At 68.5% G+C, this 13,144-nt stretch carries 9 protein-coding genes; 7 read left to right on the forward strand and 2 right to left on the reverse strand.

Annotation, left to right across the window (positions count from 1 at the left end; genetic code table 11):
* Window positions 1-11: 11 nt before the first annotated feature.
* Both ACFWJX_RS28960 and ACFWJX_RS28965 read right to left on the reverse strand, forming a co-directional pair.
* Window positions 12-830: a hypothetical protein gene (locus ACFWJX_RS28960; protein ID WP_383248889.1), complete on the reverse strand. Its 819-nt coding sequence runs from the start codon at window positions 828-830 to the stop codon at window positions 12-14.
* 17 nt (window positions 831-847) lie between these two features.
* Window positions 848-1,138: a hypothetical protein gene (locus tag ACFWJX_RS28965; RefSeq protein WP_383248890.1), complete on the reverse strand. Its 291-nt coding sequence runs from the start codon at window positions 1,136-1,138 to the stop codon at window positions 848-850.
* A gap of 297 nt (window positions 1,139-1,435) precedes the next feature.
* On the opposite strand from ACFWJX_RS28965, the gene ACFWJX_RS28970 reads away from it, so the two are divergent.
* The 7 genes from ACFWJX_RS28970 to ACFWJX_RS29000 all read left to right on the forward strand — a co-directional run bounded on the left by ACFWJX_RS28970 (window position 1,436) and on the right by ACFWJX_RS29000 (window position 12,413).
* Window positions 1,436-3,676 carry an ABC transporter family substrate-binding protein gene (locus tag ACFWJX_RS28970; protein ID WP_383248892.1) on the forward strand — a complete coding sequence of 747 codons (2,241 nt, stop codon included), beginning with the start codon at window positions 1,436-1,438 and terminating at the stop codon, window positions 3,674-3,676.
* 162 nt (window positions 3,677-3,838) lie between these two features.
* Window positions 3,839-5,746, forward strand: coding sequence for a translational GTPase TypA (gene typA / locus ACFWJX_RS28975; RefSeq protein WP_383248894.1), 1,908 nt, complete (start codon window positions 3,839-3,841; stop codon window positions 5,744-5,746).
* Between the two features lie 420 nt (window positions 5,747-6,166).
* Window positions 6,167-7,213, forward strand: coding sequence for an ABC transporter permease (locus ACFWJX_RS28980; protein WP_383248896.1), 1,047 nt, complete (start codon window positions 6,167-6,169; stop codon window positions 7,211-7,213).
* A gap of 100 nt (window positions 7,214-7,313) precedes the next feature.
* Window positions 7,314-9,107, forward strand: coding sequence for an ABC transporter substrate-binding protein (locus ACFWJX_RS28985; RefSeq protein ID WP_383248898.1), 1,794 nt, complete (start codon window positions 7,314-7,316; stop codon window positions 9,105-9,107).
* A gap of 101 nt (window positions 9,108-9,208) precedes the next feature.
* Window positions 9,209-10,186 (forward strand): ABC transporter permease, encoded by a 978-nt coding sequence (locus tag ACFWJX_RS28990; protein WP_383248900.1) that lies wholly within the window; start codon window positions 9,209-9,211, stop codon window positions 10,184-10,186.
* Between the two features lie 15 nt (window positions 10,187-10,201).
* Window positions 10,202-11,263, forward strand: coding sequence for an ABC transporter ATP-binding protein (locus ACFWJX_RS28995; protein ID WP_383248902.1), 1,062 nt, complete (start codon window positions 10,202-10,204; stop codon window positions 11,261-11,263).
* Between the two features lie 13 nt (window positions 11,264-11,276).
* Window positions 11,277-12,413, forward strand: coding sequence for an ABC transporter ATP-binding protein (locus ACFWJX_RS29000; protein ID WP_383248904.1), 1,137 nt, complete (start codon window positions 11,277-11,279; stop codon window positions 12,411-12,413).
* Window positions 12,414-13,144: the final 731 nt, after the last annotated feature.

The following is a 13,144-nucleotide window of genomic DNA, read 5'->3' on the forward strand; positions in this document are numbered from 1 at the left end:
GCCCCACTCATCTAGAAGAACCTCGGATCGTCGAAGGCGCCGGACGCGACGAGGTAGACGTAGAAGTCGGCGAGCGCCACGCTCACCAGCGACGCCCAGGCGAGCTGCATGTGCCGGGCGTTGAGCTTCCCCGCCCACTGCCACATCCGGTAGCGCACGGGATGCTTGGAGAAGTGTCGGAGCTTGCCGCCGACGATGTGCCGGCAGGAGTGGCAGGAGATCGTGTACGCCCAGATCAGCACGATGTTGACCAGGAAGACGAGGGTGCCCAGGCCCATGTGGCCCCAGGCGTAGTGCTCGTCGCGGAAGGCGAGCACGGTGTCGTAGGTCAGGATCCCGGCGACGACGATCGCGGCGTAGAAGAAGTACCGGTGGATGTTCTGGAGCACCAGCGGGAAGCGGGTCTCGCCCGTGTACTTCTTGTGGGGCTCGGCCACCGCGCAGGCCGGCGGGGACGCCCAGAAGCCCCGGTAGTAGGCCTTGCGGTAGTAGTAGCAGGTCAGCCGGAAGCCGAGTGGGAAGATCAGGATGATGATCGCGGGGGAGATCCCCCACCAGCCGCCGAAGATCTCCCAGTTGGGGCCGGCGTGCATCGGCTCGCACCGCTCCGCCAGGCACGGGGAGTAGAACGGCGAGACGTAGGGCGCGGCGTAGTAGTCGGCGTCGGCGAACGCCCGCCATGTCGAGTACACGATGAAGGCGAGCAGCCCGGCGGCCGTGACCGCCGGGGCGAGCCACCAGCGGTCGGTCCGCAGGTGCGGGGCGTCGATGGCGGCGCGCGTACTGCTGCGCACGCCGCCGCGGGGTTGGGGTTCCGTACCAGTGGCCAAGGTGTGACTCCGGTCGGTCAGGGGGCGCGGCGGTCGCGGGCGCCGAGTCCCTCGTCGTCCGTGTCGATCCACAGCGAGTCGTCGTACGGGGTGTCGGGGATGGTCACGAGATCCGGGCGCTTGGCGGCGGCCGGCGATGAGGCCGCCTCACGCAGGATCCCGACGCTCTCACGCAGGTGCTCGGTGTCGGTGCGGACGCGGCGCATGTCCAGCCCGCCGCTGCCCATCTGCTGCTCCAGACGCCCGACCGACCGGGTCAGGTCGTCGAGACAGCGCTGTAGCGACCTCAGTTCGTCGTGCACGGACATGACGTACCTCGCTTCCGTCGGCCCGGCGGCCGTGGGTGGCAACGGTCATGCGCCTGCGAGTGTTGCGCGTCACACCGGTCGGTGGGAAGGGATGTGCACCGATTGGCCGATGCGTACGGGTGACCTAGGGGTGCATGCCGTGGTGCGTTGCGCCGCACGGGTGGGCTTCCCGGCTGTCGTCGCCGTGTCGCCCTCCGCTGCCGAACCCTTTCCTCTTCAGTGGCCGAATAGATGTGATCAGCTCCATATACCGCCAAAAGTGATCATAACGCCCGCGGCTCCCGGAGGTAAGCAGAGATGTCCCACGACGGCCTCGGACCCCGCGCGGTCATGCGCTCGGTTGCCTTCCTCACCGCGGGAGCGCTCGCGGTACCCCTGCTCTCCGCCTGCTCCGCCGAGGACAAGGCCGGCAAGCCGCTCGCCGCCCAGGACATCGCCCCGGCCGCCCGCGCCCAGATCACCGACGGCGGCACCCTGCGCTGGGCCGTGGACGCCGTACCGGAGACCCTCAACACCTTCCAGGCCGACGCCGACGCCACCACCACCCGGGTCGCCCAGGCCGTCCTGCCCTCGATGTACCGGCTCGACGCGAACGGGCGGCCCCGGCGGAACCCCGACTTCCTGGAGTCCGCCAAGGTCGTCGACACCCAGCCCAGGCAGGTCGTCCTGTACCGGCTGAACCAGCAGGCGGTGTGGAGCGACGGCCGAGAGATCGGCGCCGCCGACTTCGCCGCCCAGTGGCGCGCCCTGTCCGGCAAGGACAGCGCCTACTGGACCGCCCGCAACGCCGGCTACGACCGCATCGAGAAGATCGAGCGGGGCGCCAACGACCTGGAGGTCCGGGTCACCTTCGCCCGCCCCTACGCCGACTGGCGGTCGCTGTTCTCCCCGCTGTACCCGAAGGACGTCATGGGCACGCCCGACGCCTTCAACGACGGGGCGCGGCGCAAGCTCAAGGTCACCGCCGGGCCGTTCGCCCTGAAGCAGATCGACCGCGAGAAGGACCAGATCCGGCTCACCCGCAACCCGCGCTGGTGGGGCCGGCCCGCCAAGCTCACCGAGATCGTGCTGGCCGCCGTACCGCGCGACGAACGGGCCGGCCGGCTCGCCGAGGGCGACCTCGACGTGGCCGAGATCGACCCGGCCGCGGCCCGCGGCATCGAGAGTGCCGCGGGCGCCGCCGGACCGCTCTCCGGCCCCGGCGCCGGCCGCACCGCGGCCAAGGCGCTGCGCTCGTGGGCCGTCGCCGACGGTTCCGTCGAGGACCAGGACGAGGACCAGGACCAGGACGACCGGCATGTGTACGCGCGCGAGAACCTGCGCAAGGCCGTCGCCGCCTGGGAGCGGCAGCGCAAGGAGCTGCGCGGTTACGAGGTGCGCAAGTCGCTGGAGCCGGCCTACACGCAGCTGGCCCTCAACGGCGCCGGCGGCCCCCTCGCCGACGAGCGGGTACGCCGGGCCGTGGCCAGGGCGCTCGACCGCAAGGAACTGGCGAAGGTGGTGCTGAAGCCGCTCGGCCTGCCCGCCGTGCCGGTCGGCAGTCACCTGGCGCTCTCCGGGCAGGAGGCGTACGCCGACAACAGCGGCGCGCTCGGCGGCCAGGACACCGAGGAGGCGCAGGCGCTCCTCGCGGACGCGGGCTGGGTGCCCGGCGGCCCGGTGGAGAAGGGCGAGAAGGGCGAGAAGGCCGCCGGATCCGAGGGCGAGACGGCCAGGGGCGGGAAGTCCGACGGGGAGAAGGAGCCGGGGGACGGGAAGAAGGCCGACGGCGACGACAAGTCCGAGGGCGGCGACGACGGCACGTACATCGTCGGCCAGGACGGCAAGGCGCCCGCGGAGCACGGCCGCGACCACGAGGACCACGGCAGGCGGCTCGCCCAGGACGGCAAGCAGTACCTCAACCGGCACGGCGCTCCCGGCGCCTACGCCCCCCGGGGCACCGCCGCCCCGGCCGGTGCCGCGCGCGAGGCGCTGGCCAAGGACGGCAAGGCGCTCACCCTGCGGTTCGTGCTGCCGACCGGTCCCGGCTCGGAGTCCCTGCACCTGGTGGCCGGGCGGATCACGCGGATGCTGGAGAAGGTCGGCATCCGCACCGAGACCACCAAGGTCTCCGACGAGAGCTACTTCAAGGACCACATCGCCTCCGGCGAGTACGACCTGGCCCTCTATTCCTGGCCCGCCTCCGCCTTCCCGGCCACCGACGCCCGGCCGATCTACGCCAAGCCGGTCCCGGGCGCCGACGGGTCGCTGATCGTCGAGCAGAACTACACCAGGGTCGGCACCGACCAGGTCGACCAGTTGTTCGACCAGGCGGTCTCGACCCTGGACGAGGAGGAGGGGCGGTCCCTGATCCGCAAGGCCGACGCCCGTATCTGGGCCGCTGCCGGATCGATTCCTCTCTACCAGCGCCCTCAGCTCACGGCCGTACGGAAGAACGTGGTCAACGCCGGTGCCTTCGGTTTCCAGACCCCCGTCTACGAGGACATGGGCTTCCTGAAGAAGGGCGTGAAGGTCTCCGCGAGCCCCTCGGAGAAGTGAGCCCCGGGTGATCGTCGGATGAACCCTGCGGCCCTGCGGAGGCCGTCCCCCGCCGGGCCACGTACGATGGGGTGAGGCCGTGGCGTGTCAAGCCCGGCAGGGCCCGCGTAACACAGACGTACGCAGCAGGGCCGCCCTCACACTCCGGGAGATCGCCGCTTTATGGCCACGCGCCACGATATTCGCAACGTAGCCATCGTCGCCCACGTCGACCACGGCAAGACGACCCTGGTCGATGCCATGCTCAAGCAGGCCGGCGCCTTCGCCGCGCACGCCGCCGAGTCGCTCGACGACCGCATGATGGACTCGAACGACCTGGAGCGTGAGAAGGGCATCACGATCCTCGCCAAGAACACGGCGGTGAAGTACCACCCCAAGGACGGGGGGGACGTCGTGACCATCAACATCATCGACACCCCCGGTCACGCCGACTTCGGCGGTGAGGTCGAGCGTGGTCTGTCGATGGTCGACGCCGTCGTGCTGCTGGTGGACGCCTCCGAGGGCCCGCTGCCGCAGACCCGCTTCGTGCTGCGCAAGGCGCTCCAGGCCCGCCTGCCCGTCATCCTGTGCATCAACAAGACGGACCGCCCGGACTCGCGCATCGACGAGGTCGTCAACGAGGCCTACGACCTCTTCCTCGACCTCGACGCCGACGAGGACCAGATCGAGTTCCCGATCGTCTACGCGTGCGCGCGTGACGGCGTCGCCTCGCTGAACAAGCCCGAGGACGGCACCGTCCCGAAGGACAGCGAGAACCTGGAGCCGTTCTTCTCCACGATCCTGTCCCACGTCCCGGCTCCGGAGTACGACGAGGAGGCTCCGCTCCAGGCGCACGTCACCAACCTGGACGCCGACAACTTCCTCGGCCGTATCGCGCTGCTGCGCGTCGAGCAGGGCGAGCTGCGCAAGGGCCAGACCGTCACGTGGATCAAGCGCGACGGCACGATGTCCAACGTGCGCATCACCGAGCTGCTGATGACCGAGGCGCTCACCCGCAAGCCCGCCGAGAAGGCCGGCCCGGGTGACATCTGTGCCGTCGCCGGTATCCCGGAGATCATGATCGGTGAAACCCTCGCCGACCCCGAGAACCCGGTCGCGCTGCCGCTCATCACGGTCGACGAGCCGGCGATCTCGATGACGATCGGTACGAACACCTCGCCGCTGGTCGGCCGTGGCGGCACCGGCAAGGGCGCCGAGAACAAGGCCGCGGTCAAGGACCGCAAGGTGACCGCCCGTCAGGTCAAGGACCGCCTGGACCGCGAGCTGGTCGGTAACGTCAGCCTCCGCGTCCTGGACACCGAGCGTCCGGACGCCTGGGAGGTGCAGGGCCGCGGTGAGCTGGCGCTGGCCATCCTGGTCGAGCAGATGCGCCGTGAGGGCTTCGAGCTGACCATCGGCAAGCCGCAGGTCGTCACCAAGCTCGTCGACGGCAAGGTCTACGAGCCGGTCGAGCGCATGACGATCGACGTGCCCGAGGAGCACATGGGCGCCGTCACCCAGCTCATGGGCGTCCGCAAGGGCCGGATGGACAACATGTCCAACCACGGCTCGGGCTGGGTCCGCATGGAGTTCGTCGTGCCCTCCCGCGGCCTCATCGGCTTCCGTACCGAGTTCCTCACGGGTACGCGCGGCACGGGCATCGCCCACTCCATCCACGAGGGCCACGAGCCGTGGTTCGGCACGCTGACGACCCGTAACAACGGCTCGCTGGTCGCCGACCGCGCCGGTGCCGTCACCGCGTTCGCGATGACGAACCTTCAGGAGCGCGGCGTGCTGTTCACCGACCCCGGCACCGAGGTGTACGAGGGCATGATCGTCGGCGAGAACTCGCGCGCCGACGACATGGACGTGAACATCACGAAGGAGAAGAAGCTCACGAACATGCGGTCCGCCTCGGCCGACTCCTTCGAGGCGATCGTCCCGCCGCGCAAGCTGTCGCTGGAGCAGTCGCTGGAGTTCTGCCGCGACGACGAGTGCGTCGAGGTGACCCCGGAGGCGGTTCGCATCCGCAAGGTCGTCCTCGACCAGCGCGAGCGGGCCCGCTCCGCGAGCCGCGCCAAGCACGGCTGACGTTCCTCACGCCGGGTCCCGGTCCTCCCGAGCGGAGGGCCGGGACTTCGGCGTGCCCGCGGCCGGCTCCGGACGGCACCGTGAGAAGTGTGCCGCGGCGCTTCCCGGGCGGGCTGTGAAGCCGCTGTTCGTGTCCCAGGAGTTGCCGTCCGTTTATCGGTTATCCGGCCAACGCGTTTCGGACATGTAAACAGAAAATAGTCGCCGTATGTCTGAAATAGCCGTTTACGATTTCACCTGTCAAGCGCGCGCAGGTGTCAATCTTTGCAATTTTTGCTCAAAATATGGACGGTAGGGAGATCCCTATGTCTTCCGGCCTTGACGCGCGTTGACTTACTTGGCGAAAGTTCCCCCAAACCACAGAACCTGCCGGTATCTGTGCTGCGCTCAACTCTCCAACCCCCCGGGGGAAGTACACACATGACCAGTCCAGCCAAGGCTGAAGGCTCCGGGCCCTCGATCGCCTTGGATCCCGAGCTCGATACGAACACCGAGCCCGCCGAGGTGGCGAAGAAGCTTGAGGGTCGTTCCCCCGGGCAGTTGATGTGGCAGCGCTTCAAGCGTGACCGTACCGGTGTCATCTGCGCCTGCGTAGTGATTTTCTACTTCCTCATCTCGCTGGCGGCCCCGCTGCTCACCAAGCTCAGCGGGACGAACCCGTACACGCTGTACGGCCAGGACCCCACGTACGCGGACAGCCCCGTCCTCGACGAGTTCGGACTGCCGCTCGGCTACTTCGGCGGAATGTCGGGAACCCACTGGTTCGGTGTCGAGCCGCAGTACGGCCGTGACCTGTTCGCCATGCTGATGTACGGCATGCGGACCTCGCTGTACATGGCGCTGGGCGTGACCATCCTGCTCATGGTCACCGGTATCATCATCGGTCTGGTCGGCGGCTACTTCGGTGGTCGCACCGACTACTGGATCGGACGGGTCACGGACTTCTTCCTGTCCTTCCCGTCGCAGTTGTTCTTCATCGCGTTCATGCCGGTGGTCACCGCCTTCTTCGTCGACCCGCAGGAAGAAACCCCCACATACTTCCGCGCGTTGGCGATCCTGATCGTGCTGTGGGTGCTGGGCTGGATGGGCATGTCGCGACTGGTGCGTTCCACGGTGCTGTCCCTGCGCGAGCGGGAGTTCGTGGAGGCAGCGAAGGTCTCGGGCGCCTCGCCGTGGCGGATCATCCGCAAGGAGATCCTGCCGAACGTGGTCTCGCCGATCCTGGTGCAGTTCACGTACCAGCTGCCCAGCACCATTCTCACGATCGCGTTCCTCTCCTTCGCCGGTGTCGGGTTCGTCGAGCCGACCCCGGACTGGGGGCGGTTGTTCGCCGCCGCCGCCGGCTACGCCAAGCAGGATCCGGCGTTCATGTTCTTCCCGGGCACGGCACTGGTGATCTTCGTCCTGTGCTTCAACCTCCTCGGAGACTCCGTTCGGGATGCGTTCGACCCCAAGTCCGGACGCTGATCGTCCATTGGTGGGGGGTGACTGCCGCCCCCGCGTCGGCCTACCAGCCGCGTCAGGCAGTACTCATGGATAACAACCGACAGGTAGGTGCTTTCACCACATGAAGTCGTTCAACTCGCGCAGAGCTCGGGCCATCATGGTCGTCATCGCGACCGGCTCCCTCGTGCTCACCGGCTGCTCCGAGAACAAGGGCGGCAGCAGCGGCAAGGACTCGAAGAAGGACCAGGCCGAGGCCGCCGTCCAGTCGAAGCCGGTCACGTACGGCGACGCCGCCGCGTCCACGGGTCCCGCCGAGGAGGTGCCCGGCGCCAAGAGCGGCGGCACCATCGAGGTCTACCAGGAGGCGGGCCTCTCGCACCTCGACCCGGGCCAGATCTACGTCTCCGACGGTGGCCAGGTCGCCAACCTGCTCTTCCGCGGTCTGACCAACTTCGAGGAGGACGGCAAGGGCGGCACCGCGGTCGTCGGTGACCTCGCGACCGACTCGGGCACGTCCTCGGACGGTGGCAAGACCTGGACGTACACGCTGAAGGACGGCGTGAAGGACCAGAACGGCAACGTGATCACGTCCGCCGACATCCGTCACACCATCGAGCGCCAGTACGCCGAGTTCATCTTCGACGGGCCGACCTACCTGCAGACCTGGCTGAGCGGCCCGAAGTACCGCGAGGCGCTGCCGGACGGCGGCTTCGGAACCAAGCACCTGCCGGCCACCGTCCTGGACACCCCGGACGCGAAGACCGTCGTCTTCCACTTCGACTCGCCGCGTCCCGACCTGCCGCAGACGCTGGCCATGCCGGGTTACGGCGTCGTGCCGGAGAAGACCGACACGAAGGCGAAGTACGACACGGCTCCCGTCTCCACCGGCCCGTACAAGATCGCTGAGTACAAGGCCGGCAAGACCATGAAGCTGGTCAAGAACCCGAACTGGGACCCGAAGACCGACTCGGTCCGTCACCAGTACGTCGACGGCTTCAACTTCGACTTCGGTGTCACCGAGTCGACCCAGACGAGCCGTCTGATCGCCGACCAGGGTGCCTCCAAGAACGCGATCCAGCTCACCGGCTCCGTCGAGTCCACCCAGATCCAGGACGTCGTCGGCAACGCCGCCGTCAACAAGCGCACCATCAAGGGATACCAGCCCTACGTGATGGCGCTGAACTTCAACCTGGACCGGGTCAAGAACAAGGCGGTCCGCGAGGCCGTCGCCTACGGCGTGAACTCCAAGTCGCTCATCGCCGGTGAGGGCGGTGCGTACGGCGGTGACGTCGCCCCGAACCTGTTCGCCCCGACCCTGCCGGGCTACGAGCCGACCTACGACCCGTACGGCCGTCTGAAGACGCCCCAGGGCAACATCGCGAAGGCCAAGGAACTCCTCAAGGACGTTCCGGCCGCCGAGAAGAAGCTCGTCTTCGCCTACGCCAACAGCGAGGCCGGCCAGAAGCGCAAGGTCGCCATCGTCGACGCGCTGAGCAAGATCGGCATCGACGTCGTCGCCAAGGAGGTCGACGCCGCGAGCTACAGCGAGCAGGTCGGCAAGCTCAAGAACCCGTACGACATGTACATCAACGGCTGGGGCCAGGACTGGCCGTCGCCGGCCACGGTCGTCACGCCGATCTACGACGGTGACCAGGTCGCCGACGGTTCGCCGAACTACTCGCACATCAACGACCCCGAGGTCCAGAAGCTCATCAAGAAGGCTCTGACCCAGGAGCCGACCGAGGCCGCGGCGACCTGGCGGGAAGCCCACCACTACATCCTGGAGAAGGTCCTCCCGGGTGCCCCGCTCTGGTACACCAAGCAGCTCCAGCTCTACGGTTCGAACATCGGCGGCGCCCGCTACAGCGCCGAGTCCAGCTACATCGACGTCACCCGACTGTTCCTGAAGTCGTAACTCTGTACGGCTGATCGCGGGGGTGCGCACCAGGCGGAGCGCACCCCCGCGGTTCCGTGAACCCGCCCCACACCGTCTCCGCAGAGAGCAGCCCTCCCGCCATGTTTCAGTTCATCATCCGGCGCACGGTCGGTGCCGCCGTCACCCTGTTCCTGATCGGTGCGGTCACGTTCTTCCTGTTCGTCGCCGCGCCGTCCGACTACGCCTCACTGGCCTGTGGCAAGGACTGCTCGCCCACGAGACTCGAGGAAATCCGCACGGCACTCGGCCTCAACCTGCCGCTGCACACACAGTTCTGGGACTTCATGTCCGGCATCGTGGTGGGCCGTGACTTCCCCACCGGTCACTGCCCCGCCCCCTGCCTCGGACAGTCGTTCTACTCGGGCGAGTTCGTGTGGGACACGATCATGGACCGCTTCCCGCTGACCCTGTCGCTGACGCTGGGTGCGCTGGTCGTCTTCCTGTTCGTGGGCATCGGCGCGGGCATGCTCGCCGCCTTCAAGCGTGGCTCCCTCGTCGACAAGGTCGCCACCGGTGGGTCCATGGTGCTCAGCTCGTTCCAGATCTACTTCCTCGGCCCGATCGCGCTGACCGTCCTCGTCTACCAGACCGGCTGGATGGAAGACCCGAAGTACGTGCCGTTCACGCAGGACCCGGTGGGCTGGCTCGTCGGACTGTCCATCCCGATGGTCGTCATGGCCACCATCTTCACCGCGCAGTACACGCGTATGGCACGCGCCTCGATGATCGAGCAGCTCGCGGAGGAACACGTCCGCACCGCCCGGGCCAAGGGCATGTCACAGAAGTACGTCTTCTTCCGCTACGCCTGGCGTGGCTCGCTCATCCCGATCGTCACCGTGCTCGGCATCGACATCAGCGCCCTGCTCGGCGGCGGTGTCGTCACCGAACTGACCTTCTCCCTCCAGGGAATCGGCCGCCTCGCCGTGAACGGCGCGGTCACCAAGGACCTCCCGCTGACGATGGGCGTCATGCTGTTCGGGGCCTTCTTCATCCTGATCCTGAACATTCTCGTCGACATCGCGTACGCCTACATCGACCCGCGCGTCCGGCTCTCCTAGGAAGAACGAACCACCGTGACCACACTGACCAAGACCGAGGACGCCCCGGCCCCTACCGGCCCGGAGAGCTTCCTGTCGGTGCGTGATCTGAAGGTGCGGTTCTCCACCGAGGACGGCATCGTCAAGGCGGTCGACGGGCTCTCCTTCGACGTCGAGCGCGGCAAGACCCTGGGGATCGTGGGGGAGTCCGGATCGGGCAAGTCCGTCACGAACCTGACGATTCTCGGTCTGCACAACCCGCGGACCAGCACCGTCGACGGCGAGATCGTCCTCGACGGCAAGGAACTCGTCACCGCCACGGAGAAGGAACTGGAGCAGCTCCGCGGCAACAAGATGGCGATGATCTTCCAGGACCCGCTGACCGCGCTCTCCCCGTACTACACGGTGGGCCGCCAGCTGTCCGAGCCCTACATGAAGCACCGGGGCGCCTCCAAGAAGGAGGCGAAGGACCGGGCGGTCCAGATGCTGGAGAAGGTCGGCATCCCCCAGCCCAAGACGCGCTTCGACGACTATCCGCACCAGTTCTCCGGCGGTATGCGCCAGCGCGCGATGATCGCCATGGCGCTGATGTGCGACCCCGACCTGCTGATCGCCGACGAGCCGACCACCGCGCTGGACGTGACGGTGCAGGCCCAGATCCTGGACCTGCTCAAGGACCTCCAGCAGGAGTTCGGCTCCGCGATCATCTTCATCACGCACGACCTCGGCGTCATCTCGAGCATGGCCGACGACCTGCTGGTGATGTACGCCGGCCGGGCCGTGGAGCGCGGCTCCGTCAAGGAGGTGCTGCGCACGCCGAAGCACCCCTACACCTGGGGGCTGCTCAGCTCGATGCCGCGCCTGGATGGGGACATCCACCAGGCCCTGGACCCGATCCCGGGCAGCCCGCCGTCGCTGCTCAACCCGCCCTCCGGCTGCCCCTTCCATCCGCGCTGTGCCTTCAAGGACCAGGTCGCGGGAGACCTCTGCTCGCAGGAGCGGCCGCCGCTGGCCGCAGGGCGCGCCGCGGCCTGTCATCTGACGGCCGAGCAGAAGCAGACCATCTTCATCGACAAGATCCAGCCCCGGCTGCGCTAGGGAGCACCGAGACATGAGCGACAACCTCACCCTCCCCACACAGCAGGGATCGACCGACACCCCGTCCCCCGAGCCGCTGCTCGAGGTCGAGGGCCTGACCAAGCACTTCCCGATCTACGGCGGCTTCCCGATCAAACGGAAAGTCGGCGCGGTCCAGGCCGTCGACGGCGTCGACCTGACCGTCGGCGTCGGCGAGAGCGTCGGCCTGGTCGGCGAGTCGGGCTGTGGCAAGTCGACCACCGGCCGGCTGATCACCCGCCTGCTGGAGCCCACCGCGGGCAAGATCACCTACTCGGGGCAGGACATCACCCACGCCTCGCGCCGACAGCTGGCGCCGGTGCGCTCCGAGATCCAAATGATCTTCCAGGACCCGTACTCCTCGCTGAACCCGCGGCAGACCGTCGGCACGATCATCAAGTCGCCGATGGAGGTCAACGGCATCGAGCCGGCGGGCGGCCGGGAGGCCAAGGTCCGTGAGCTGCTGGAACTGGTCGGCCTCAACCCGGAGCACTACAACCGCTTCCCGCACGAGTTCTCCGGCGGGCAGCGCCAGCGCATCGGTGTAGCCCGCGCGCTGGCCCTGGAGCCGAAGCTGATCGTGGCGGACGAGCCGGTCTCCGCGCTGGACGTGTCGATCCAGGCGCAGGTCGTCAACATGCTCCAGAAGGTGCAGCGGGAACTCGGCATCGCGTTCCTGTTCATCGCCCACGACCTGGCCGTCGTCCGGCACTTCTCGCAGCGGGTCGCGGTGATGTACCTGGGCAAGATCGTCGAGGTCGGCGACCGTGAGTCGATCTACAACGGCCCCCGGCACCCGTACACCCACGCCCTCCTCTCCGCCGTCCCCGAGGTCGAGATCGCGGACGAGGGACCCGCCCGCGAGCGGATCCGTCTCTCCGGTGACGTGCCCTCGCCGATCCACCCGCCGTCCGGCTGCCGCTTCCGCACCCGCTGCTGGAAGGCGCAGGACAAGTGCGTGACGGAGGAGCCCCCGCTGGTCCAGATTTCCGGCAACCGCCCCGGCCACCTGACGGCCTGCCACTTCCCGGAGGACCCGACCACGGAGCCCCGCGACGAGGACGTCGTCCTCGACCCGGCGCTGAGGGCGCTGGAGAGCGACGCGGAGGGCGGTTCCGCCGACAAGAGGTGATCAGCGCGGGTTCGCTGCGCGGCGGGCGTCGGCGCGGGGTTCGCCCTTTGCGACGCGAGTGTGTCGGCACCGGGTTCACCGTGAGGCGAGGGTGGCTACGGCCCCGGGGAGGGCGGTGACGACGGCCGCGTTCCGCGCGTCCCCGGCCTCGGCACCGGGTTCACCGTGAGGCGGGAGAGTGTCGGCGCCGGGTTCGCCGTAAGGCGGGAGCGTGTCGGCACCGGGTTCGCCGCGCGCCCCGAGTGTCGGCGCCGGGTTCGCCCTGCGGCATGTGTGCGCCGTTGTCCGGGTTCACCCCGCGACGGTGACGATTTCGACGGGAGGCTGGGGTCGGTGACCCCAGCCTCCCGTCGCCGTACGGCCCTTGCGCGGTGAGCCCGGCTCCCTGAGGGAGCTGAGCGTGCCGCCGCCGTACCCGGATGCCGTCCGCCGCCGTCACCTCGTGGGCGTCGGCGGGTGCCTGTTTCTCCCGGGCTCGCCGTCGTCACCTCGTGGGCGTCGGCGGGTGCCCGTTGCTCCCAGGCCCGCGCTGCCGGATCGCGGCTCCCGAACGCGACATGACCCCACGGCGGGCGGGCGGGCGGGCGGGCGTGCGGCGCGGTGTCCCGCCGCCGCCAGTTCCTGTGACCGCCCGTCCGGTCATCACCACGAGGTCGACCTCCTCCCGGCACCTCGTGGAGTAGACGTCCCCCGAGCACCCACCCCGCATTCGCGCATCGCGACGCCCCGTG

Origin of the sequence: Streptomyces sp. NPDC058335 (genome assembly GCF_042723915.1) — a bacterium.
GTDB lineage: Bacteria > Actinomycetota > Actinomycetes > Streptomycetales > Streptomycetaceae > Streptomyces.